The 23,344-nt window shown below is 71.2% G+C and carries 18 protein-coding genes; 14 read left to right on the top strand and 4 right to left on the bottom strand.

Features of this window, described 5'->3' with window-relative positions:
- Both uvrB and AC08OU_RS02920 read right to left on the bottom strand, forming a co-directional pair.
- The coding region (gene uvrB, locus AC08OU_RS02925; protein WP_476604262.1) for an excinuclease ABC subunit UvrB at positions 1–1,566 on the bottom strand (1,566 nt) is incomplete at its 3' end.
- A 96-nt stretch (positions 1,567–1,662) separates the two neighbouring features.
- On the bottom strand, positions 1,663–3,165 hold the full coding sequence (locus AC08OU_RS02920; RefSeq protein ID WP_476599169.1) for a PucR family transcriptional regulator: 1,503 nt from the start codon (positions 3,163–3,165) through the stop codon (positions 1,663–1,665).
- 198 nt (positions 3,166–3,363) lie between these two features.
- On the opposite strand from AC08OU_RS02920, the gene AC08OU_RS02915 reads away from it, so the two are divergent.
- From AC08OU_RS02915 to AC08OU_RS02905, 3 genes are all read left to right on the top strand, one after another.
- On the top strand, positions 3,364–4,683 hold the full coding sequence (locus tag AC08OU_RS02915) for a peptidase M50 (protein WP_476599167.1): 1,320 nt from the start codon (positions 3,364–3,366) through the stop codon (positions 4,681–4,683).
- A gap of 168 nt (positions 4,684–4,851) precedes the next feature.
- Complete coding sequence (locus AC08OU_RS02910; RefSeq protein ID WP_476599165.1) at positions 4,852–5,838, top strand: TerC family protein; 987 nt, start codon at positions 4,852–4,854, stop codon at positions 5,836–5,838.
- Between the two features lie 525 nt (positions 5,839–6,363).
- Complete coding sequence (locus AC08OU_RS02905) at positions 6,364–7,326, top strand: glycosyltransferase family 2 protein (RefSeq protein ID WP_476599163.1); 963 nt, start codon at positions 6,364–6,366, stop codon at positions 7,324–7,326.
- Positions 7,327–7,491: 165 nt separating this feature from the next.
- Here the strand turns inward: AC08OU_RS02905 and AC08OU_RS02900 are convergent, their stop codons facing one another.
- Complete coding sequence (locus AC08OU_RS02900) at positions 7,492–8,190, bottom strand: MBL fold metallo-hydrolase (protein WP_476599161.1); 699 nt, start codon at positions 8,188–8,190, stop codon at positions 7,492–7,494.
- 244 nt (positions 8,191–8,434) lie between these two features.
- Between AC08OU_RS02900 and uvrA the strand changes: the two genes are divergently transcribed.
- Positions 8,435–11,374, top strand: coding sequence for an excinuclease ABC subunit UvrA (uvrA, locus tag AC08OU_RS02895; RefSeq protein WP_462186163.1), 2,940 nt, complete (start codon positions 8,435–8,437; stop codon positions 11,372–11,374).
- Here uvrA and AC08OU_RS02890 read toward each other — a convergent pair.
- Positions 11,317–11,730 carry an SsgA family sporulation/cell division regulator gene (locus AC08OU_RS02890; protein WP_462186162.1) on the bottom strand — a complete coding sequence of 138 codons (414 nt, stop codon included), beginning with the start codon at positions 11,728–11,730 and terminating at the stop codon, positions 11,317–11,319. The genes uvrA and AC08OU_RS02890 overlap by 58 nt on opposite strands.
- Before the next feature lie 250 nt (positions 11,731–11,980).
- On the opposite strand from AC08OU_RS02890, the gene uvrC reads away from it, so the two are divergent.
- The 10 genes from uvrC to AC08OU_RS02840 all read left to right on the top strand — a co-directional run bounded on the left by uvrC (position 11,981) and on the right by AC08OU_RS02840 (position 23,131).
- Entirely contained in the window at positions 11,981–14,107 is a 2,127-nt protein-coding gene (gene uvrC / locus AC08OU_RS02885; protein ID WP_476599382.1) for an excinuclease ABC subunit UvrC, read from the top strand.
- Complete coding sequence (rapZ, locus tag AC08OU_RS02880; protein ID WP_462186159.1) at positions 14,104–14,973, top strand: RNase adapter RapZ; 870 nt, start codon at positions 14,104–14,106, stop codon at positions 14,971–14,973. The genes uvrC and rapZ overlap by 4 nt, the downstream gene beginning before the upstream one ends.
- A 7-nt stretch (positions 14,974–14,980) precedes the next feature.
- Entirely contained in the window at positions 14,981–16,063 is a 1,083-nt protein-coding gene (locus AC08OU_RS02875) for a gluconeogenesis factor YvcK family protein (protein ID WP_462186158.1), read from the top strand.
- A gap of 5 nt (positions 16,064–16,068) precedes the next feature.
- Complete coding sequence (whiA, locus tag AC08OU_RS02870; RefSeq protein ID WP_476591645.1) at positions 16,069–17,055, top strand: DNA-binding protein WhiA; 987 nt, start codon at positions 16,069–16,071, stop codon at positions 17,053–17,055.
- 453 nt (positions 17,056–17,508) lie between these two features.
- Positions 17,509–18,516 (top strand): type I glyceraldehyde-3-phosphate dehydrogenase, encoded by a 1,008-nt coding sequence (gene gap, locus AC08OU_RS02865; RefSeq protein WP_476599384.1) that lies wholly within the window; start codon positions 17,509–17,511, stop codon positions 18,514–18,516.
- A gap of 112 nt (positions 18,517–18,628) precedes the next feature.
- Positions 18,629–19,831 (top strand): phosphoglycerate kinase, encoded by a 1,203-nt coding sequence (locus AC08OU_RS02860; protein WP_476599386.1) that lies wholly within the window; start codon positions 18,629–18,631, stop codon positions 19,829–19,831.
- 33 nt (positions 19,832–19,864) lie between these two features.
- Positions 19,865–20,803, top strand: coding sequence for a triose-phosphate isomerase (gene tpiA, locus AC08OU_RS02855; RefSeq protein WP_476599388.1), 939 nt, complete (start codon positions 19,865–19,867; stop codon positions 20,801–20,803).
- A complete protein-coding gene (locus AC08OU_RS02850; protein WP_476599390.1) occupies positions 20,721–21,056 on the top strand; it encodes an oligopeptide/dipeptide ABC transporter ATP-binding protein in 336 nt (111 codons plus the stop codon). Before tpiA ends, AC08OU_RS02850 begins: the two co-directional genes overlap by 83 nt.
- Positions 21,057–21,287 carry a preprotein translocase subunit SecG gene (secG, locus tag AC08OU_RS02845; protein ID WP_462187980.1) on the top strand — a complete coding sequence of 77 codons (231 nt, stop codon included), beginning with the start codon at positions 21,057–21,059 and terminating at the stop codon, positions 21,285–21,287. It abuts the gene before it with no gap.
- Positions 21,288–21,361: 74 nt separating this feature from the next.
- On the top strand, positions 21,362–23,131 hold the full coding sequence (locus AC08OU_RS02840) for an ABC transporter substrate-binding protein (RefSeq protein ID WP_476599395.1): 1,770 nt from the start codon (positions 21,362–21,364) through the stop codon (positions 23,129–23,131).
- Positions 23,132–23,344 lie beyond the last annotated feature (213 nt).

The raw sequence follows: 23,344 nt of genomic DNA, 5'->3' as shown, positions 1-23,344 counted from the left end.
GAGACCCTCGCGGAGCAGGTTGATCCCGACGAGCACGTCGAACTCGCCGCGGCGCAGTTCGGTGAGCAGCTCCACCCGGCGCAGGGTGTCCACCTCGCTGTGCAGGTACCGCACCCGGATGCCGAGCTCGAGCAGGTAGTCGGTGAGGTCCTCGGCCATCTTCTTGGTCAGCGTGGTGACCAGGACCCGTTCGTCCCGCTCGGCGCGCAGCCGGATCTCGTGGACGAGATCGTCGATCTGCCCCTTCGTCGGCTTGAGCACGACCTCGGGGTCGAGCAGGCCGGTAGGCCGGATGATCTGCTCGACGACGCCGACGGACCGGCCCAGCTCGTAGGGGCCCGGGGTCGCCGACAGGTAGACCGTCTGGCCGATGCGACCGAGGAACTCCTCCCACCGCAGCGGGCGGTTGTCCATGGCGCTGGGCAGCCGGAACCCGTGCTCGACGAGGTTGCGCTTGCGGGACATGTCGCCCTCGTACATCCCGCCGATCTGCGGGACGGTGTTGTGCGACTCGTCGATCACCAGCAGGAAGTCGTCGGGGAAGTAGTCGAGCAGGGTGTGCGGCGGGCTCCCGGCCTCGCGGCCGTCGATGTGCCGGGAGTAGTTCTCGATGCCCGAGCAGAACCCGACCTGGCGCATCATCTCGATGTCGTAGGTGGTGCGCATCCGCAGCCGCTGCGCCTCCAGCAGCCTGCCCTGCCGCTCCATGGTGGCCAGCCGCTCGGCGAGCTCCGCCTCGATGCCGGCGATCGCCCGCTCCATCCGCTCCGGCCCGGCGACGTAGTGCGTGGCCGGGAAGACGTAGATCTCCTCCGCCTCGCGGACGACCTCCCCGGTCAGTGGATGCAGGTAGGTGAGCCGCTCGATCTCGTCGCCGAACATCTCGGCTCGGACGGCGAGCTCCTCGTAGACCGGGAAGATCTCCACCGTGTCCCCCCGGACCCGGAACGTCCCGCGGGTGAAGGCGAGGTCGTTGCGGGTGTACTGCACGTCGACGAAGCGGCGTAGCAGCAGGTCCCGCTCGATCTCGTCACCGACCCTCAGCCGCACCATCCGGTCGATGTACTCCTGAGGCGTGCCGAGTCCGTAGATACAGCTGACGCTCGCGACCACGACGACGTCCCGGCGGGTGAGCAGGCTCATCGTCGCCGAGTGCCGCAGCCGCTCCACCTCCTCGTTGATCGAGGAATCCTTCTCGATGTAGGTGTCCGTCTGCGCGATGTACGCCTCGGGCTGGTAGTAGTCGTAGTACGAGACGAAGTACTCGACGGCGTTGTGCGGCAGCAGCTCCCGGAACTCGTTGGCGAGCTGCGCGGCGAGCGTCTTGTTCGGAGCCATCACCAACGTCGGCCGCTGCAGGCGCTCGACCAGCCACGCGGTGGTCGCGGACTTCCCAGTGCCAGTGGCGCCGAGGAGAACGACGTCGGACTCGCCGGCCCCGACCCGCCGGGCCAGCTCGTCGATGGCGGCGGGCTGGTCGCCCGACGGGGAGAAGTCGGACACGACCTGGAATGGCGCCCGCGTCCGCTCGATGTCGATGGTGGGCCGTTCGAACGTTGTGCTCACGGCTCCTAGCACACCACAGGCCTCCGACAGTTTCCGCCCGGTCCCCCGCGCGCCCCCCCGGGACCGCGGGACCAGCCGCTGTCAGCCGGGGTGCGGTCAGTCGGCCGAGGGATCCCAGCCGATCAGCCGTGCCCCGAGCACGGCGGTCTGCAGGACGTAACGGTCGGTAGGCGAGGCCGGGTCGTGCCTGGTCAGGGCGTGGATACGGTCCAGCCGGTAGGTCAGGGCACGCACGGACAGGTGCAGCTGCCGCGCCGCCGCGAGCGCCACCCCGCCGGTGGTGAAGTAGGCGTCGAGGGTGTCGATCAGCGGACCGGCGCCGCCCCGCGCCGTGCGCAGCGGCGAGAGCACCGCGTCCACCAGTTCGGCCAGGGCCTCCCGGTCACGCAGCAGGACCTTGTAGATGAGCAGGTCGTCGGCGTGGACGACGTGCCCGTCGAGCCCGAGCCGCCCGGCGATGTCGACGGCGCCGCGGGCCTCCTCGAACCCGATGCGGATCCCGGCGACCCCGCTGCGCCCCCGGCTGACCCCCAGCCGCCAGACCAGCCCGGGCTCGGCCTGCAGCCGCCGGGCCAGCGCCGTCACCGCCGTCATCGTCGTCACCGCCGCGGCCGCTGTGGCCGCCGTGGCCGTGCCCTCCGCCAGCGCGAACGCCGGCAGCGGGGAGAATCCCGCGTCGCCGGTCTTCGGCAGGTCCGGGCGGCGACGCCCACGCGGCCGGGCTCCCGGCGCCGGCCGGCCGGCCGGGGAGGTGAGGTTCGCGGCGGCACCGGCCGGGAACCGGGTCAGGTCGTTCTCCTCGGGCATGAGGCAGACGAGCAGACCGTTCCTGGTGGCGACCAGCGGGTCGGTCGGACAGTGCTCCCGCAGCGTCGCCTCCGCCGACCGGGTCAGGCCGCGGCCGTCGAGAAACCGGCGGTTGCCCGCGACGACGACGACCACGTGCGGCGCCTCCAGGCGCAGGCCGAACGTACCGGCCCGTTCCAGTAGTTGCCCCACCTCCGACGTGCCGGTCAGCAGGTCGTCGACGAGCTCGCGGCGCAGCGCCTCCTCGAAGCGAGCCCGGGCGGTGCGGGCGGCCTCGTAGCCCTCGCAAACGGCGGCGACCACGTCGTCGCTGGCCCGCAGCACCGCCGAGGCCGCCGCCCGGGTCCTCGAGACGGCGCCGACGGCCTCGGCCATGGAGCGCGGGGCATCCGTGGGCTGACCGGGCTGTGCCGGGCCACTCGAAGCCCGGCCGAGCTCGCGGGCCGCCCGGTCGGCTGCCCGGACGGCCGGCAGCGACGGCCAGATCCGCCAGGTCGCAGAGAGGTAGAGGTCGACGAGGGCACGCAGCGCGGCGCCGGACTCCGTCGCCGTCCGGCCGAGCGCACGGAACGTATCCAGCTCCGCCGCGGACAGCCGCCGTCCGCTGTCTGCGGCGGAGGCTAGGACGTCGAGATAGTCCCCGAGCAGGCCGGCGTGCAGCCGGGCGTCGGCGGCGGCCAGCACGGCCGCCCGGGGGAGCCGGGTGAGGCTTGTCCCGGGCAGTCCCGCCGGGGCGTCGTTGTCGACCGCGGTGATCTCAGCTGGCCGGGCTACTTCCTCTACTTTCTCCATCTGCCGGTCTCCTCCCTCGATGATGCCGAACTTCGATGTTGCCGAACCTCGGCAACGAGATCGTAGGCAAAGTCGCAGACTCCCTGCGGTGTCTGCCGGGACGTTGAAGGGCAGGCTAGGCGTTGAGCATGTGTGACACCTGGTCGTGACCGCGGCCAGGTGAAGGGTGAAAGAACTCATTAGGAGCTCTGAGCGGACATGACCACCCATGACGCCACCCGACGGGGACATCTCCCGCCGATCACGGTGCGTCCGGGATTGGCTATCTCGGTGGCGATCGTCACCGTCCTCCTCTCCGCGATCACGCTGCCGGCCACCGTGCCCGGCCGGCCCGGATTCGCCTACCTGTCCGGCGGCCTGATCGGGGCGGGCCTGCTCGTGGGCGTCCTGCTGGCCGCCGATCTGATGCGGGCCCGGTCGGCCCGCCGGTCGGGGGTGACCGCTCTCGGCATCACCCTCGGCGCCTTCGGAAGCCGGCTGGTCCTGGCCGGCGCACCCGACCGCTCCGCGAGCGTGGTGGCTGCCCCGCGTCCGGCACCCCCCCACCCGGCATCCCGCGGCATCGATCTCGCGCCGCCGCCCGTGGTGGCCCTCGATCCCGCGCCGGGGATGGGCACCCAGGTCGGCACCCAGGTCGGCACCCAGGTCGAGGCGCGGATCGCGCGGGCCGGCCTGCTCGTCACCGCCGCCGCCGGGGCCCTGCTTGTCGTGCTCGGCGCCCTGGCACCCGCCGGCACCTGGGAACTGGCCGGGGAGGTGGCCCTGTGGGTGGGTACCTTCGCGCTGCTGGTGACCCTCGTCGACGTCCTCCCCTCCCCGCGCAGCTCCGGCGGTCGGTTGATTGCCGCCCGGGTGGAGCGCCGCACCGGCAGTCGTGCGCGCGCCGAGCAGGCCGCGGCCCGCGCCGGTGTGATCACTGGCTGGTCGCTGATCGCCGTCGGGGTGGTCGGGTCGTTCCTGGTTGGGCTCGTCGCGCTGTGGGCCGTCCTGCTGGGTTGGTTGGCGCTGGGCACCTCCCGGTTCGCCCAGGCGCAGCAGCGGGCCTACGTCGCGCTGGAGGGTCTGACCGTCCGGGACGTGATGAGCCCGCCGCCGCCGCCGTTGTCCGCTTGGACGACCGTCGCGAGCGCGCTGGACGAGGTCGTCCTGCCTTCGCGGAGGGCGGTGCTCGGGGTCGAGGACTTCGACGGATCCCTCGCCGGGGTGGTGCTGTTGCGTGACCTCGCCGCCGTGCCGATGGACGATCGAGGTCTCGCCCGGATCAACCGGGTCATGATTCCGCTGGAGATGGTTGCCACCGCCCGTCCGGACGAGCAGCTGACGGGCGTCACCGGCCGACTTCTGGAGCGGCCGGCCGCGGGCTGCGTCGTCGTCCTCGACGCCGCCCCGGATGACGGTCGCCTCCGCTTGGTCGGAACGGTGGGCCCGGTGGAGCTGAACCAGGCGGTGGAGACCGCCCCGCTGCGCGGGCGCGCCACCACGGTCCGCCCCGCCCACCCCGGCGGCTTCTGGCGCTGACCGCCCGCCGCGGCGGGCACCCGGCTCCCCTCCTACTCCTCGGCGTGACCATCGCCGGGTGAAGTGTGCTCTGACCGACTGCTGGCAACGGGGCCCGGTCGGTCAGGGCGACACCGTTTCGCGCCGCGTGCCCGCGGCGCCGCGTTCCGACACCACTGGAGATCACCTGTGTACGTGCCCCCCTGGGCCTGGGCCGCCTTCGTCGGCGTCCTGCTCACACTCCTGACCATCGACCTGCTGGCACATCGTCGGGCTCACGTCATCGGCTTTCGTGAGGCCGCGTGGTGGAGCGTTCTGTGGGTCTCGCTGGGCATCGGATTCGCCGGTGTCATCTGGGCCTGGCAGGGCCCGGGGCCCGCCGGCGAGTACGCCGCCGCGTGGCTGCTGGAGAAGAGCCTGTCCGTCGACAACCTCTTCGTCTTCGCGCTGATCTTTTCTTATTTCAAGGTGCCTCGCGCCTACCAGCACCGCGTCCTGTTCTACGGTGTGCTGGGAGCGCTCGTGCTCCGTTTCCTGTTCATCGCGGCCGGTATCGCGCTGCTCGAACGCTTCAGCTTTGTCATCTACGTCTTCGGGGCTTTTCTGCTCTACACGGCAGTCACGATGCTCCGGGGCAACGGCGTCGAGATGGATCCGGGCCGGAGCAGGGCGATCGCGCTGCTGCGCAAGGTCATTCCGGTCACCGACGACTATCAGGGGCAGCGTTTCGTGTTTCGGCGTGCCGGGAAGCTGGTCGCCACGCCGCTACTGGCCGTCCTCGTCATGATCGAGACCGCCGACGTCCTGTTCGCGTTCGACTCGGTGCCCGCTGCGCTCGGTGTGACCGACAAGGTGTTCCTGGTCTACACGAGCAACGCCCTGGCCATCCTGGGGCTGCGGTCGTTGTTCTTCCTGCTCTCCGGTCTGATGGATCGTTTCCACCACCTGGCGACGGGGCTCGCGTTCATCCTGGCCTTCATCGGCGTGAAGATGTTGCTCACCGACGTGTGGCACCCGCCGATCGCGCTGTCGCTCGGCGTCATCGCGGTGACATTGATCGTGGCCATCGTCTGGTCGCTGCGTACCACCCCGCCGGCCCCGCGGTCCGTGGCCGAGCCGGAGGGGGTGGCCGAGCCGCGGTCCGTGGCCGAAGGCTCCCAGGCGGCGCCCCGATGATCAGCGGGCGATGGGCCGGCGGGGTCGTCGCGTCGAGCGGCTTCTCTAACGCCGCCGCCCCGTCTCGGGTGAGCGGACCGTCCGGGGCGGTGGCCAGCGCCACGGCACTCGCCGTGGCCTGGCCCTCGGTGAGCATGATCGGCGCAAGGGCCGTGGTCTGGTCGGGAAAGTGCGACTGTTCACCCGGAGGCGGGCCGCCCGTGACGTCAGGCGGGTGACGAACCGGGCCCGGTTCGCCGCGCGTCCGGAAACATATCGAGGAATAGTGTCGCGACGCGCCGGGAACGAGGATGCCGGACAGCCCTGGCTCAGCGGTTATGCTGGTTCCGGCGGGTACTGCGGTACATCGGTGCACGTCCAGCCGCCGGGACGTATCTCTCTGACGCGGGCGAGGAGACGCGCGGGCGGGAATACTCGACGTTCCAGGGCCGATCGTGTGTACTCGTTCGGTGTGAGCTGTGGTCCTTCCTCGCCGATTCTTCCCGAAATTTCGCAGCTCGTTGCGGGCGCACTAGCCGAAGGCGGATGATGCACAGGCTGTTGGCGGTCGTCGTTTCTCACGGGGGATCGACGTCTCTGTACCGGTTGCTGACCACACTGGATGCCATGGAGGAATGCCGGGTATTTCTGGTGGAGAATGACGGGAAATCCCGGCATGATGCGTTGCCGGACGGTGTGCGCGTGATCCAGGGGCACGGGAACGTCGGATACGGTACCGCGGTGAACCTCGCTGTCCGCCGTGCCGTGGAGGACGGGCTGCGGCCGGAGTGGATCCTGGTGGTCAACAGTGACGTGACGGTCCCTGCCGACACCGCGACGATGATCCCGAAGCTGCTCGCCTGGGCCGCGTCGTCCGCCGACGTGGTCGGCTTCCCGATCCGCGGCATGGCGGGCGAGCGGGGGCGGGCGAGTGCCGTCCTGCCGCGCCCGCGGACGAACGCTTACACGGCGGTACGGGGCGAGATCGCCGCGGTGGAGAGGTGGCCGGAACTGCGCTATCCGGTCGGCGCCTTCTTCGCCGTCCGTTCGGAGATTTTCCTACGGCTGGGCGGATTCGACCCGTCGTACTGGATGTACTACGAGGAGACGGATCTGTTCGCCCGGTTGCACGCCGCGGGCGGGCGCATCGTCTGGGCGGACGACGCCTGGCCGGTCGTACATGTGGGCGGGGAGACCGTCGGGCGGTCCGGGCTGCTGTACGCCGAACTCGGCCGGTCGGCCGCCACCTATGCCCGGCGGCACCGTCACGACGTGGGCCGGTCGTGGACCGCGGTGCACGCGGCCCAGCTGACCGTCCTCGCCGCGCGCAAATTGGCCGTGGGCCGGTCGCATGACGCGTTGCGCGCGGTCCGGATCCTCTCCGGGCTGGTGAGCGGGCTGGCCCGGCCAGGCTGGGAGCCCGCGGTCAGCTCACGGTGGCGCGCCGTCCCGGCCGAGACGCGGCTGCGTCTCGGCCATCTCCGCCCGGTACCGCGGACGCCGCAGTAGCGGCAGGATGATCCGATCGGTGATCTTGCCGACGGCTTCCCCGGACAGTAGGCACAGCGTCAGCATCACCTCGTTCCGGAGGAGGTCTCAACGGACTGAGCGCATCCGTGGCGTGAGCGCGTCGAGGCCGAGCTCGCCATACCGGAGCCGGCCTCACCGCCGCCGTCACCAGCCGCGGGTGCGCCATTCCGCCAGGTGCGGGCGTTCGGCGCCGAGGGTGGTGTCGTGTCCGTGGCCCGGGTAGATCCAGGTGGTGTCCGGCAGTGGGCCGAAGATCTTGCGTTCGAGGCCGTCCATCAGCGTCGTAAAGGCCTGTTCGTCACCGAACGTGTTTCCAGGGCCGCCAGGGAACAGGCAGTCTCCGGTGAAGAGGTGGGGGGCGGCGGGATCGGCCTCGTAGAGCAGGGCGATGGATCCGGGTGTGTGCCCGACCAGGTGGATCACCCGAAGGGTGGCCGTCCCGACGGCGACCTCGTCTCCGTCGCGCACCTGCCGCGCGGTGGGCACCGGAATGGCCGGGGCGTCGTCCGGATGGGCGACCGTGCTGGCCCCGGTGGTGGTGACCACATCTGCGAGGGCCTGCACATGATCATCGTGCTGATGGCTGGTGACCACCGTCGCCAGCCCCGCGTCCCCGACGAGCCGCAGCAGCGTGTCGGCCTCGTTTGCCGCGTCGACGAGCAGCTGCTCCCCGGTGACCGGGCAGCGCAGCAGGTAGGCGTTATTGTTCATCGGGCCGACGGCGATCTTGGTGATCGACAGGCCTGGCAGGGTCCGTACGTCGGCCGGACCGCCGACCGTGACTTTCCCGGTGTACTCGGTGTAGCCGGTGCGGCTGGTGTCGCCGCCGTCGGCGTCGCTCATGGTGATCCTCTCCGGAGCGGATGGCGCGGATGGGACGGGAGCAGGGGATAGCTGCCGGTCGTTACGGTCCGTCAGGTGGCACCGGGAGATCTGATGCCTCTGACGCCTCCGAGGTCTCTACCGGATTCGACGGATTCGTCCGGCTGGTGGTAGGTGACCGCCCCCGGAAAAGTGCCGGTCCTCATCCGTAGCATGGCCACACTCGCCCAGGTCCGGTCTTACTGAAGATCATGAGGGTTTGTCGATGGCCGATCGTCTTGTCGTGCGTGGCGCGCGTGAACACAATCTCCGTGACGTCGACCTCGACCTGCCCCGCGACGGGCTGATCGTCTTCACCGGTATGTCCGGGTCCGGCAAGTCCAGCCTCGCCTTCGACACAATCTTCGCCGAGGGGCAGCGGCGCTACGTGGAGTCGCTGTCAGCCTATGCTCGGCAGTTTCTCGGGCAGATGGACAAGCCCGACGTCGACTTCATCGAGGGGCTGTCCCCGGCCGTCTCCATCGATCAGAAGTCGACCTCGCGCAACCCGCGGTCCACCGTCGGCACGATCACCGAGGTCTACGACTACCTGCGGCTGCTCTTCGCCCGCGCCGGCCGCCCGCACTGCCCGAAGTGCGGGCGGCTGATCTCCCGGCAGACCCCGCAGCAGATCGTCGACCGGCTGCTGGAGCTGCCCGAGGGCACCCGCTTCCAGGTGCTGGCCCCGGTGGTGCGTGGCCGCAAGGGCGAGTATGTCGACCTGTTCGCCGAGCTGCAGAGCTCCGGGTTCGCGCGGGCCCGCGTCGACGGCACGGTGGTGCCGCTCACCGATCCGCCGAAGCTGGAGAAGCAGCGCAAGCATACGATCGAGGTCGTCGTCGACCGGCTCGCGATCAAGCCGTCGGCGAAGCGGCGGCTCACCGACTCGGTGGAGACGGCCCTGAAGCTGGGCGGCGGGCTCGTCCTGGTCGACTTCGTCGACCGCGACGCCGACGACCCCGAGCGCGAGCGGATGTACTCCGAGCATCTGGCCTGCCTCTACGACGACCTCTCCTTTGAGGAGCTGGAGCCGCGGTCGTTCTCGTTCAACTCGCCATACGGTGCCTGCCCCGAGTGCACCGGGATCGGGACCCGCAAGGAGGTCGACCCGGAGCTCGTCGTGCCCGACCCCACCCTGTCGCTGGCGCAGGGCGCGGTGGCCCCCTGGTCGGGCGGCCACAACAAGGAGTACTTCGAACGGTTGCTCACGGCCCTTGCCGAGGACCTCAGCTTCAAGATGGACACCCCGTGGGAGGGGCTGCCCGAGCGGGCCCGCAAGGCCGTGCTGTACGGCAGCGGCGACACCGAGATCCACGTCGGCTACACCAACCGCTACGGCCGCAAGCGTTCCTACTACACCTCCTTCGAGGGCGTGATCGGCTTCCTGGGCCGCCGGCACCGCGAGGCCGAGTCGGACAGCAGCCGGGAGCGGTACGAGGGCTACATGCGCGATGTCCCCTGCCCGGGCTGCCGCGGCGCGCGGCTGAAGTCGGAGTCACTTGCGGTGACGCTGGGCGGTCGGTCGATCGCCGAGGTTTCGGGTATGGCGATCGGTGAGTGCGCCGTGTTCCTGCGCGGGCTCGACCTCACCGAACGGGAGCGGGCCATCGCCGGCCGGGTGCTCAAGGAGGTCGACGCGCGGCTGACGTTCCTGCTGGACGTGGGGCTGGACTACCTCTCCCTCGACCGGGCCGCCGGCACCCTGGCGGGCGGCGAGGCACAGCGCATCCGGCTGGCCACCCAGATCGGTTCCGGGCTCGTCGGGGTGCTGTACGTGCTCGACGAGCCGTCGATCGGCCTGCACCAGCGGGACAACCGCCGGCTCATCCAGACCCTGCTGCGGCTGCGCGACCTGGGCAACACGCTCATCGTCGTCGAGCACGACGAGGACACGATCCGCGCCTCCGACTGGGTGGTCGACATCGGCCCCGGCGCCGGCGAGCACGGCGGTCGGGTCGTCGTCTCCGGGCCGGTCGAGAAGCTGCTCGCCAGCGAGGAGTCGATGACCGGCGCCTACCTGTCCGGGCGGCGCCGGATCCCGGTGCCCGACATCCGCCGGGTGCCGACCAAGGGCCGGGCACTGACCGTGCACGGGGCCCGGGAGCACAACCTGCGTGACGTCACCGTGTCGTTCCCGCTGGGCTGTTTCGTGGCGGTCACCGGGGTGTCGGGCTCGGGGAAGTCCACCCTCGTCAACGACATCCTCGCCGCCGTCCTGGCGAACAAGCTCAACGGCGCCCGGGAGGTGCCGGGCCGGCACCGCACCGTCAGCGGGCTCGACCATCTCGACAAGGCGGTCCGGGTCGACCAGTCCCCGATCGGACGCACGCCGCGGTCCAACCCCGCCACCTACACCGGCGTGTTCGACCACATCCGCCGGCTGTTCGCCGAGACGACTGAGGCGAAGGTCCGCGGCTATCTGCCGGGCCGGTTCTCGTTCAACGTCAAGGGCGGGCGGTGCGAGGCGTGTTCCGGTGACGGCACCCTCAAGATCGAGATGAACTTCCTGCCGGACGTGTACGTGCCGTGCGAGGTCTGCCACGGCGACCGGTACAATCGGGAGACGCTGGAGGTGCACTACAAGGGCAGGAACATCGCCGAGGTGCTCGACATGCCGATCGAGGAGGCGGCGGAGTTCTTCGCCGCGGTGCCGGCCATCGCCCGGCACCTGCGGACGCTGAACGACGTTGGCCTGGGGTACGTCCGGCTCGGCCAGTCGGCGCCGACCCTGTCCGGCGGCGAGGCGCAGCGGGTCAAGCTCGCCTCGGAGCTGCAGCGGCGCTCTACCGGCCGGACGGTCTACGTGCTCGACGAGCCGACGACCGGTCTGCACTTCGAGGACATCCGCAAGCTGCTCGGCGTGCTCGGCCGGCTGGTCGACGCCGGGAACACGGTCATCGTGATCGAGCACAACCTCGATGTCATCAAGACGGCGGACTGGATCATTGACCTGGGGCCGGAGGGGGGCACGGGAGGCGGCCGGGTCGTCGCGCAAGGGCCGCCCGAGGCCGTGGCGGCGGTCGAGGAGAGCCACACCGCGGTCTTCCTCCGGGAGATCCTCGGTGACCGGGTCGCCGAGGTGGGACCGGTCCCGCCTTCTCAGGCTTCTCAGGTCTGCAGCAGGTCCGCGAGGACGGCGTCCAGCTCCTGTTCGGTGTGCTCCTGACCGGTCGGGACAAGTCGCTCGGTGCGGTCCAGGAAGCTGCGCAGCGACGACGCCGCGACCACCACCACGGACCGGCGGTCGCCGTGCACCAGGTCGAGCCGCACGCCGCGCCGATCAGCGTCGGGACCGATCCGGACGTCCCCGTCGCCCACCGCCGTCTCCAGGCCGGCGCGCAGGGTGTCGCGTGGTGCGACCCAGCTGCCCTGCGGCAGCGCGGGATGTTCCGGCCTGGACACCAGCGTCATGGACACAGCCAACGGGTCGCGGGCGCCCCAGCAGATCTGGAACACGGTGATCCGCCCACGGCTGGACGCGTCGTCCACGACGAACTCCGCCGTGACGTCCTTACCAAGCACGCGCTGGCTCCCTCGGTTCGCTTGCCCGATGTGTCGAGGGTCGCAGCCCTCCGCCCCGGACGCCAGCGGGGGCTCCCGAAACAGCGGAAGGTGTGTAATCGGTCACGACACTGCCGGGTGGCCGTCGCCGCTCGTCACCCTACCGCCACCATCGGAGGGAACCCGCTGCCAAGCCCGCACGCTATGCGTGATGAAATGGTTACGTGCAGGTGCTGCTTGCTCGGGATGAAGGTCGCCGTAGGCTCGCTTCATGGCTGATCCGGCGTCCTACCGGCCCGCCCCGGGCTCGATCCCCGAGACACCCGGTGTCTATCGTTTCCGTGACGAGCACGGTCGCGTGCTCTATGTCGGCAAGGCCAAGAACCTGCGGGCCCGGCTGGCCAACTACTTCGCCGAGTTGCACACCCTCCATCCGCGCACGCAGCACATGGTCTCCTCGGCGAGCTCGGTCGACTGGACCGTTGTCTCGACCGAGGTCGAGGCCCTCCAGCTCGAGTACACGTGGATCAAGGAGTTCGACCCGCGCTTCAACGTCCGCTACCGCGACGACAAGAGCTACCCGAGTCTCGCCGTGACCCTCCACGAGGAGTTCCCGCGCCTGCAGGTCATGCGGGGACCCAAGCGCAAGGGTGTCCGGTACTTCGGCCCGTATGCGCATGCCTGGGCCATCCGGGAGACCCTCGATCTGCTCCTGCGGGTCTTCCCCGCCCGCACGTGCTCGGGCGGGGTCTTCAAACGGGCCGCGCAGGTCGGACGGCCGTGCCTGCTCGGGTACATCGACCGGTGCTCGGCACCCTGCGTGGGACGGGTCGACGCGGCCACCCACCGGGAGATCGTCGAGGACTTCTGCGACTTCATGTCCGGGCAGGCGGGCCGTTACCTGCGTCGGCTCGAACGGGAGATGCAGCAGGCGGCGCAGGCCCAGGAGTACGAACGCGCCGCGCGGCTGCGCGACGACATCGGCGCCCTGCGCCGTGCGGTCGAGAAGCAGGCCGTGGTCCTGCCCGACGGCACCGACGCCGACGTCATCGCCTTCGCCGAGGACGAGCTGGAGGCCGCCGTCGCGGTGTTCTACGTGCGTGGCGGGCGGGTACGCGGCCAGCGGGGCTGGGTCGTCGACAAGCTCGACGAGGTCACGACCGCGGACCTCGTCGAGCAGTTCCTCACCCAGGAGTACCTCGACGGCACGGGAGCGGCCTCGACCGGGACCGCTGGTTCGACGGTGCCCACGACCACCGCGGGATCCCAGGGGGAGGGCATCCCCCGCGAGATCCTGGTTCCCGCCCTGCCGCCCGGCGTCGAGGCGGTCACCGAACTGCTCGGCGCGGCCCGGGGCAGCCGCGTCGAGGTCCGCGTGCCCCGCCGCGGGGACAAGCGCACCCTGCTCGAGACGGTGGAGCGCAACGCCAAGCAGGCGTTCGCGCTGCACCGGACGAAGCGGGCCAGTGACCTCACCGCCCGCAGCCGTGCCCTCGCCGAGCTTCAGGAGGCCTTGGAGCTGCCCGACGCGCCGCTGCGCATCGAGTGCTTCGACGTCTCGAACACCCAGGGCACGAACGTCGCGGCGAGCATGGTCGTGTTCGAGGACGGCCTGCCGCGCAAGTCCGAGTACCGCAGGTTCGCGATCCGCGGCATCGCCGGCCGGGAGGGTGCCGGCCGGGACGGGGCTGCCGGGGACGGGGCTGCCGGGGACGACGTGGCGAGCATGTACGAGACCATCCACCGGAGGTTCTCGCGCTACCTCGCCGAGCGGTCCCGCGTCGGCGAGCTTGCCGACATCGCCGACATCGCCGACGCGCCGGATGCCGCGCAGCCGATCGATCCGGGGACCGGGCGGCCGCGCCGGTTCGCCTACCCGCCGAACCTCGTCGTGGTGGACGGCGGGGCGCCCCAGGTGGCCGCGGCGGCCCGGGCGCTCGACGAGCTCGGCATCGACGCCGGCCCCGGCGGGGTGGCGCTGTGCGGGCTGGCGAAGCGGCTGGAGGAGGTCTGGCTGCCGGGCACCGCGGACCCGGTCATCCTCCCGCGGACGTCCGAGGCGCTCTACCTGCTGCAACGGGTACGCGACGAGGCACACCGCTTCGCCATCGCCTACCACCGGCAGAAGCGGTCCACGGCCATGGTGGCCTCCGCCCTCGACGAGGTCCCCGGCCTGGGTGACACCCGGCGCAAGGCCCTGCTGCGCTACTTCGGTTCGGTGGCGAAGGTACGGGCGGCGAGCGCCGAGCAGATCGCGCAGGTGTCCGGCATCGGCCCGCGGACGGCGGCGGCGATCGTCACCGCGCTGGCCCGGTCGGCGCCGGGCCGCGCCGACGCGCCCGCCCCCGTCGTCGACCCGCACACCGGAGAGATCCTCGACGCGGAGACCGTCTCATGACCACCCCGACCCTGGATTTGGCGATCATCACCGGGCTGTCCGGCGCCGGGCGCAGCACCGCGGCGAAGTGCCTGGAGGACCTGGGCTGGTTCGTCGTCGACAACCTTCCCCCGGAGCTGCTGTCCACCATGGCTGAGCTGGGCCGTCGTTCTGGTGGGACGGTCAGCCGCATCGCCGTCGTGGTGGACGTGCGGGGCCGGCCGTTCTTCTCTGACCTGCGCGCCGCGATCGCGGCGCTCGACGCGCGGGGCATGCATCCCCGGATGCTGTTCCTCGAGGCCAGCGACGATGCGCTGATCCGCCGGTTCGAGCACGTCCGCCGCCCGCATCCGCTGCAGCGCGACGAGCGGGTGGTCGACGGCATCAGCCGGGAACGGATTCTGCTCGCCGAGCTGCGCGGCGAGGCTGACCTGGTCCTCGACACCACCGACCTGAACGTCCATGAGCTGCGGTCGAAGATCGACGCCGCGTTCGGGCAGCCGAACGCCAACCGGCTCAACGCCACGGTGGTGTCGTTCGGGTACAAGTACGGACTTCCGCTGGATGCGGATCTCGTCGCCGACTGCCGGTTCCTGCCCAACCCGCACTGGGTGGAGGCGCTGCGCCCGTTCACCGGCCGCGATCCGCAGGTGCGCGACTATGTGCTGGCCCAGCCGGGAGCGCAGGACTTCCTCGACCAGTACGCGGCGCTGCTCCGCCTGGTCGGCGAGGGCTACGCCCGCGAGGGCAAGCGGTATCTCACGCTGGCCGTCGGGTGCACCGGCGGCAAGCACCGTAGCGTCGCGATCGCCGAGCAGCTCGGCACCCGGCTCGCCGCGGGCGGCGTGGGGGTCCGGGTGGTGCACCGTGACCTGGGACGGGAGTGAACCATCCGTGAACCTCAGTGGCGTAGCCGCGCGCTCCGACGGTCCGGACCGGGCACCGGCGGTCGTCGCCTTCGGCGGCGGCCACGGGCTCGCCGCCTCGCTCGCCGCGCTCCGGCAGATCACCTCGGCGCTTACCGCCGTGGTGACCGTCGGTGACGATGGTGGATCCTCCGGGCGGCTGCGCGCGGAGCTCGGTGCGCTGCCCATGGGCGATCTACGAATGGCCCTGGCCGCGCTGGCCGGACCGGACGGATGGTCGACCACCTGGGCGGGCGTGTTCCAGCACCGGTTCGGCGGCGACGGGCCGCTCGCCGGGCACGCGGTCGGCAACCTCGTGCTCACCGCGCTCGCCGAGCGCACCGGATCACCGGTGGCCGCGCTCGACCTGGCCGCCGCCCTCCTCGGTCTGCGGGGGCGGGTGCTGCCGCTGTCGACCAGGGGCATCGACATCGTCGCCGACGTCGTGGGGCTGGATCCGGGGGCGCCCACCGCCGAGGTCGAGGTGCGCGGGCAGGCCGCGGTGGCCACGACCGGTGGACGGGTCGTGGGTGTCCGGCTGTCGCCGGCGGCACCGCCGGCCTGTCCGGAGGCGGTGGCCGCGGCGGGCGCGGCCGACTGGATCATCCTTGGGCCGGGATCGCACTACACGAGCATGCTGCCGCATCTGTTGGTTCCTGGGATGAACCGGGCGATTGCGATGTCCCGGGCGAACCGGGTGATGGTGTTGAACCTGGCCGCCCAGCCGGGGGAGACCGAGGGATACACCCCCCAGGCCCATCTCCACTCCCTCGGCCGGCACGTTCCCGGCCTGCGGCTGGACGTGGTGATCGCCGATCCGACCGCGGTGCCCGACCCCGACCTGCTCGCCCGGGCGGCGGCGGACGTCGGCGCCCGGCTCCATCTGGCGCCGGTGCGGATCCCTGGCGCGCCCGTGCACGACCCGGTCCGGCTCGCCGCGGCCTTCCGCGCGGTGTTCGCGGGACTCCCGGAGGCGACCCGCCCGGCGCCCGCGTCCCGGCGGCCGGTCACGCAGTACTCATCGTCCGGCGGACCGGTCCGCCGGACCCCATCCGGTGAAGCCAAGGAGTGATCGGTGTGGCGGCGATGACGGCCACCGTCAAGGACGAACTGAGCCGGCTGCGGGTCGCGAAGCCCTGTTGCCGGCGGGCCGAGATGGCAGCCCTGCTGCGCTTCGGTGGGGGGCTGCACATCGTCGGTGGTCGCATCGTGGTCGAGGCGGAACTCGATACCGGCGCGACCGCCCGCCGGTTGCGTCGCGAGATCGCCGAGGTCTTCGGCTTCCCCTCGACGGTGGCCGTGCTGGCCGCCGGTGGGCTGCGCCGCTCGGTGCGCTACATCGTGCGCGTCGAGCGGGACGGCGAGCAGCTCGCGCGGTCCACCGGCCTGCTCGACCAGCGTGGCCGCCCGGTGCGCGGGCTGCCGCCGCAGGTGGTCACGGGCTCCGCCTGTGACGCCGCGGCGGCCTGGCGGGGCGCGTTCCTCGCCCACGGTTCACTGACCGAGCCGGGTCGGTCCTGCTCGCTGGAGGTGACCTCGCCCGGTCCGGAGGCCGCGCTGGCCCTGGTCGGCGCGGCGCGCCGGCTGGGGGTCCAGGCCAAGAGCCGGGACGTGCGCGGCGTCGACCGTGTCGTCATCCGCGACGGCGACGCGATCGGCGCGCTGCTGACCAGGATCGGTGCGCATGACAGCCTGCTCGCCTGGGAGGAACGGCGGATGCGCCGGGAGGTCCGGGCGACGGCCAACCGGCTGGCGAACTTCGACGACGCCAACCTGCGCCGCTCCGCCCGGGCCGCGGTGGCCGCCGGCGCCCGGGTGCAGGCCGCGATGCGCATCCTCGGCGACGACGCCCCGGAGCACCTGCTGGCGGCCGGCCGGTTGCGCCTCGATCACGCGCAGGCCTCCCTGGAGGAACTGGGCGCGCTCGCGGACCCGCCGCTGACCAAGGATGCGGTCGCCGGCCGGATCCGCCGGCTGTTGGCGCTCGCCGACAAGAGGGCCAACGCGCTCGGTATCCCCAATACCGAGGCGAGCGTCTCCCCGGATCTCCTTGAGAACGCTTGAGCAACAGCGGCCCAGATCGTACCCAGACAGTTCATACCTGTAATGTGGAAAACTGGCCCAGTAGCACCATCGGGATCGGATGGCTCTTCGGGGCTCTTCGGGGTGGGGCCTGCCCGTGGGGCGCCCGCCTGGCCGGTTCGGCCGGCGTCAGCGCGGGCCCACGGAATCTGCCCGGCCCCCGGCCCTGCGGAGGCGCACCGGCGGTGCGGCAGCGCAGCGATGTGATGGGATGTAGTTTCCGGGTGGGGCGTGCCCGCATCGTGTGAGGAGACCAGCATCGCACGGTTCGGATTCCCGCCGATGATGTGCAAACTCGTTAGGCTCCTGCCTTGACAGCGCCACATGAACGACAGTGCCACATGAACGAGAACGTCACAACCGAACGACGACGTCGTGACGGAACGACGGCGTGACTATCGAAACGACGAGACAAGACGGTAGGGAGTCCTGGACGTGGCTACGCGGGTGGGTGTCAACGGCTTCGGGCGAATCGGTCGTAACTTCTGGCGGGCGCTCGCGGCGAGCAACCGGAACGATCTCGAGATCGTCGCGGTCAACGACCTGACCGACAACAAGACTCTTGCGCATCTGCTCAAGTACGACACCACGCTGGGTACGCTGCCTGCTGCGGTCGGTGTCGTCGACGAGGGTATCCGCGTCGGTGACACCGTGATCAAGGTGCTGGCCGAGCGCGACCCGGCGGCGCTGCCCTGGGCCGATCTGGGTGTGGACGTTGTCATCGAGTCCACCGGCCGCTTCACCAAGGCGGCGGACGCGGGCAAGCATCTGCAGGCCGGCGCCAAGAAGGTCATCATCTCGGCGCCGGCCAAGGACGAGGACATCACCGTGGTGATAGGCGTGAACGACGATGCCTACGACCCGGCCAGGCACCACATCCTGTCCAACGCTTCCTGCACGACGAACTGCGTCGCGCCGATGGCGAAGGTGCTCGACGAGGCCTTCGGCATCAGCCAGGGGCTGATGACCACCATCCACGCCTACACCAACGACCAGGTCATCCTGGACTTCCCGCACTCGGACCTGCGGCGGGCGCGGGCGGCGGCGCAGAACATCATCCCGACCACCACGGGTGCGGCGAAGGCCACCGCGCTGGTCCTGCCCCACCTCAAGGGCAAGCTCGACGGGCTGGCGATGCGGGTGCCGGTCCTCGACGGCTCGGTCACCGACCTGGTGGCCACCCTGGACAAGAAGGCCAGCAAGGAAGAGGTCAACGCGGCGTTCAAGGCGGCGGCGGAGGGCCCGCTGAAGGGCTACCTTGTCTACACCGAGGACCCGATCGTCTCCTCCGACATCGTCAACACCCTGGCGTCCTGCACGTTCGACTCGCTGCTGACGATGTCCGCCGGCAATCAGGTGAAGATCGTCGGCTGGTACGACAATGAGTGGGGCTACTCCAACCGGCTGGTCGACCTGACCGCGCTGGTCGCCGCGCGCCTCTAGGCCCGCGCGCCGCTCTAGGCCCGCACGCCGCCGGCTGGCGAAACCCGTCGGGCGGCGCCGGTCCTCCCCGGCCCTTCCTCGACAATTTCTCTCCCCGATGGAGTAACGAAGCGTGAGGACGATCGACGACCTGCAGGTCGCCGGGCACCGGGTGCTGGTCCGCAGCGACCTGAACGTGCCGTTGGACCGTTCCGGTGACACCCCGCGCATCACCGACGACGGCCGGGTCCGCGCCAGCGTCCCGACCATCGCCGCACTGCTGGACCGGGGCGCCCGGGTGGTCGTGAGCTCGCACCTGGGCCGGCCGAAGGGCGAACCGGACCCGAAGTACTCCCTGGAGCCGGTGGCGGGTCGGCTCGCCGAGCTGCTGGGCCGGCCGGTGGCGTTCGCCGGCGACGGCAGCGGTGACATCGCCGGTGCGCATGCCCGCGAGGTGGTCGCCGGGCTCGGGGACGGCGAGGTGGCGCTGCTGGAGAACCTGCGCTTCGCCGCCGGGGAGACCAGCAAGGACGCGGCGATCCGCGCGGCCTTCGCCGACGAGTTGTCGGCGCTCGCCGAGTTCTACGTCGGGGACGCCTTCGGCGCGGTCCACCGGGCCCACGCCAGCGTCGCCGACGTCCCGAAGCGGCTGCCGCACGCCGCGGGCCGGCTCGTGCTCACCGAGCTGGAGGTGCTCCGCCGGCTCAGCAGCGACCCGGCGCGTCCCTACAGTGTCGTGCTCGGCGGGTCCAAGGTGTCCGACAAGCTCGGCGTGATCCGCGCGCTGCTGCCCAAGGTCGACACGTTGCTCGTCGGCGGAGGGATGTGCTTCACCTTCCTGGCGGCGCTCGGTCACGGGGTCGGCGGGTCGCTGCTGGAGACCGAGATGATCGAGACGTGCAAGGAGCTGCTCGCCGAGGGCGGGGAGCGGATCGTGCTGCCGACCGACGTCGTCGTCGCGGACAGGTTCGCCGCCGACGCGGACACCGCCGCCGTCGCGGCTGGCGCCATCCCCGCCGGCTGGCTCGGGCTCGACATCGGCCCGGCGTCGACGGAGCTGTTCGCCGCGCGGCTGGCCGGAGCGGCTACGGTCTTCTGGAACGGGCCGATGGGTGTGTTCGAGCTCGCGCCGTTCGCCGCGGGCACCCGGGGGGTGGCCGAGGCGGTCGCCGCCGGCAAGGGGTTCTCCGTCGTGGGTGGCGGAGACTCCGCCGCGGCGGTCCGCACGCTCGGCATCCCGGAGGATGCCTTCAGCCACATCTCGACCGGCGGCGGCGCGAGCCTGGAATACCTGGAGGGCAAGACGCTGCCCGGGCTCGCGGCCCTCGATGTCTGACTTCCGCGGGACGCCCGGCGCCGGGGCCGGCTGATGGCACTGCTGGGCCGGGGAAGATCTGAGCGAGGTTCCGAGCGAGGTTCCGACAGGGGATCCGGGAAGAACAGGGGATCCGGGAAGGACGAGGACGGCGTGGGCAAGGACAGATCGGCGAAGGGCGCTGCCGGCTCGAAGGGCGCCGTCGGTGTCAAGGGCACCGGCCGACGGGCGCTGGTGGCCGGCAACTGGAAGATGAACCTCAATCACCTCGAGGCGATCGCGCTGGTGCAGAAGATCGCCTTCGATCTCAAGCCCGCCGAGCTGGAGACCGTCGAGGTCGTCGTTCTCCCACCGTTCACCGATCTGCGCAGCGTGCAGACCCTGGTGGACGGAGACAAGCTCGCCATCGCCTACGGGGGGCAGGACCTCTCCCCGTACGCGTCGGGTGCGCACACCGGTGATATCAGCGGGGCGATGCTGGCCAAGCTCGGCTGCGACTACGTCGTCGTCGGGCACTCCGAGCGCCGGGCCGGCCACCACGAGGACGACGCGCTGGTGGCGGCCAAGGCGAAGGCGGCCTTCTCCGTGGGGCTCACCCCCATCCTGTGCGTGGGGGAGCCCGAGGAGATCCGGGCCGCCGGCACCCATGTTGAGCACGTGCTGCGTCAGCTCGAGCAGTCGCTGGCTGGCATCACCGCCGAGCAGGCCGCGACGATCGTCATCGCCTACGAGCCGGTGTGGGCGATCGGCACCGGCCGCACCGCCTCCGCGCAGGACGCCCAGGACATGTGCGCGGCGGTCCGCGGCCAGCTGGCCAGGCAGTACGGCGATGAGATTGCCGCTGGGACCCGTGTCCTCTACGGCGGCTCGGTGAAGGCGGCGAACGCCGGCGAGCTGTTCACCATGCCGGATGTGGACGGCGGGCTGGTCGGCGGGGCGAGCCTGGTCGCCGAGGAGTTCGTCGGCATCGTGCGCAGCGGGCCGCCGGCCTGACGGCGGACGCGTCTGTGTACTCGCCCTGCCGCCGGCCGTCCCGGTGCCGGACCAGGCGAAGCACCGTCGGTGGGAGCGGATACTGTTGCGTGGCGACGTGCCCGGCCCGCCCGATCCCCTCGAGGCGTGCCGGTTCCACCCACGTTGCTGGAAGGCCGAGGAGGTGTGTAGGACAGTGGAACCGCCCTTGTCGGAGGTTCGGCCTGGGCACCGGGTGGCCTGCCACTTCCCCGAGGAGCGGGAGCTGGTCTAGATGACGATCGGTCTGTCGATCGCCCTGATTGTCGCGAGTATTCTGATGATCATGCTTGTGCTGTTGCACCGGGCCAAGGGAGGCGGGCTGTCCACCCTGTTCGGCGGCGGCGTGTCCTCGTCGCTGGGTGGGTCCTCGGTCGTGGAGAAGAACCTCGACCGGTTGACCATCGTGGTTGGGATCATCTGGTTCACCTGCATCGTCGGTCTCGGTCTGCTGCTGAAGAATTGAACGCCCAGTTCGGCCCGCGTCCTGGTCCCGGCCGCGGGAGTGGTCGCGGCCGTGGAGGCCGGCTGCCCCGCCCCCTGTCCGTGCTCGCCACGGTTCTGCTCGCCACGGTCCTGACCGCCACGGTGACCGCCTGCAGCGGCGGCGGCTCGGGGGGCGGATCGCGTGAGCTCGCCGCCAGTCCCACCCCGGCGGCGACCGCCACGCCCCCTCCGCCCGACAAGCCGGGCGGCACGCTGCGGATCGTCACCCAGTGGATGCCCAGCGGCGATCCCGGCTGGGCCGACCAGCCCGGCGAGCGGGCGGTCAGCCGGCTCGTGACCCGCCAGCTGTTCAGCTATCCCTCCGACGAGGACACGACGAAGTCGACCATCCCGCGGCCGGACCTCGCCGTCGGCGCGCCGGTCGTCACCGAGAACGGGCTGGTCTACACGGTGCGGCTGCGTCCCGCGGCGCGCTGGGACACCCCCAACCAGCGCCGGATCACTGCCAACGACGTCGCCCGCGGCATCAAGCGACTGTGCACGCCCCCGAACCCGTCACCGCTGCGCGGCTACTTCACGGCGACCATCGTCGGATTCCGGGAGTTCTGTGCCCAGCTGGCGGCGATCCCGGTTGCCGACGCCGCGGCCTTCGTCGAGAGCAGCACCGTGGAGGGCATCGAGATCGTCGGCGACGACACGCTCGCGTTCCATCTACTGGCCCCGATGAACGACTTCGTGGACGTGCTGGCGCTACCGGCGGCCTCCCCGGTGCCGCTGGAGGCCCTGGCCTACCCGCCGGACTCGCCGGAGTACCTGCACAACCTGGTGTCGGCCGGGCCGTACCGGTTCACGGTCGCTCCCGGCGAGGGGTACCGGCTGTCGCGCAGCCCATCCTGGAGCGCATCCTCGGACGGGATCCGCCGCGCCCTGCCCGACCATATAACGATCTTCGACGGCCTGAGTCCGGAGGCCATGCAGCAGGAGCTGGAGAGCGGCGACGCGGACATGTCGCTCGATGGGAAGATCCCCGACAGCCGGGCCGTGGAGCTCGCCAGGGCGAATGACCCCCGTCTCGTGGTCGACGGGGTCGGGGTCACCCTGGCGGTTACCGTCGGATTCAACGGGCCCTCCGCGGCCGCGCTGCGTGAGCTGCCGGTCCGCCGGGCGCTGCCCTACTGCATTGACCGGGTGAGCCTCGCGGCGGCGCTCGGCGGCCCCGAGTTCGCCGCTGCCGCCACCGGGTTGCTGCAGGAGACGATGACCGGCTATACCGACGCGGATCCCTTCCCGCGTCCGGCGGGACTCGGCGACGCGGCCCGTTGCCGGGAGGCGCTGAGCCACACCCCCGGCGGGCCCGTCACGGCGCTGTCCCTGCTCACCACGGACAGCGCCACCGACGTGGCGGCCGCTGAGGCATTGCGGACCGCCTTCGCCCGTTCCGGCATCCGCCTCGACATCCGGATCCGGACCGGCGAGCGCTACCGTGCGGCCGCCGTCCACCCCACCGGGCAGTTCTGGGACCTGGCGCTCACCACCATCGCCCCGGACTGGTACGGCGACGCGGGCCGCACCGTCTTCCAGCCATTGCTGGACGAGACGTGGGCCGGCCCCAGGCCGGCCGACGGCGGCTACCGGGATCCGGGCGCCCTGCATCTGCTCGCCACGGCGCTGCGGGCCACCAGCGAGGCGACCGCCGCGAGCGACTGGGCTGACCTGGAGCACACGGTGGTCGAGCAGGTCGCGGTAATCCCGCTGGCCGTCGTGCACACCCCGCAGTTCCATAGCACGAACGTCACCGCGTTCACGATCGTGCCGTCGGTCGGCACCGCCGATCCGACCGCGGTCTCGCTGGGGTCCGGATGACACCCGACCTGAACACGCTCCTCCCGCCGAGGGTAACGCCAGGGGTAACCAGGCGGGGGTGGTCGGTGCATCCATGTGTGGCTCTCGCGGCCTACACTCCCCCCAGGACGTACCCGGAGGAACACCCGGGGAAAAGTGCCGGGAACGTCAGGTTTACGAAACCGGGTACGAGGTTCCGCGGCGCTCGAGGCCGCGGAATCGGCAGGCACGGTT

The sequence above is a fragment of the Frankia sp. CcMO1 genome (genome assembly GCF_977945845.1).
The sequence above is the reverse complement of the archived record's forward strand: the minus strand, read 5'-3'. Positions and strand labels throughout refer to the sequence as shown.

Bases quoted from the DNA above. Each gene is read 5' to 3' on its own strand.
- AC08OU_RS02905 (WP_476599163.1), top strand. From the start codon at position 6,364: ATGATGCACAGGCTGTTGGCGGTCGTCGTTTCTCACGGGGGATCGACG.
- AC08OU_RS02900 (WP_476599161.1), bottom strand. From the start codon at position 8,190: ATGAGCGACGCCGACGGCGGCGACACCAGCCGCACCGGCTACACCGAG.
- rapZ (WP_462186159.1), top strand. From the start codon at position 14,104: ATGACCACCCCGACCCTGGATTTGGCGATCATCACCGGGCTGTCCGGC.
- uvrA (WP_462186163.1), top strand. From the start codon at position 8,435: ATGGCCGATCGTCTTGTCGTGCGTGGCGCGCGTGAACACAATCTCCGT.
- tpiA (WP_476599388.1), top strand. From the start codon at position 19,865: ATGGCACTGCTGGGCCGGGGAAGATCTGAGCGAGGTTCCGAGCGAGGT.
- secG (WP_462187980.1), top strand. From the start codon at position 21,057: ATGACGATCGGTCTGTCGATCGCCCTGATTGTCGCGAGTATTCTGATG.
- AC08OU_RS02850 (WP_476599390.1), top strand. From the start codon at position 20,721: ATGTGGACGGCGGGCTGGTCGGCGGGGCGAGCCTGGTCGCCGAGGAGT.
- AC08OU_RS02915 (WP_476599167.1), top strand. From the start codon at position 3,364: ATGACCACCCATGACGCCACCCGACGGGGACATCTCCCGCCGATCACG.
- uvrC (WP_476599382.1), top strand. From the start codon at position 11,981: ATGGCTGATCCGGCGTCCTACCGGCCCGCCCCGGGCTCGATCCCCGAG.
- AC08OU_RS02920 (WP_476599169.1), bottom strand. From the start codon at position 3,165: ATGGAGAAAGTAGAGGAAGTAGCCCGGCCAGCTGAGATCACCGCGGTC.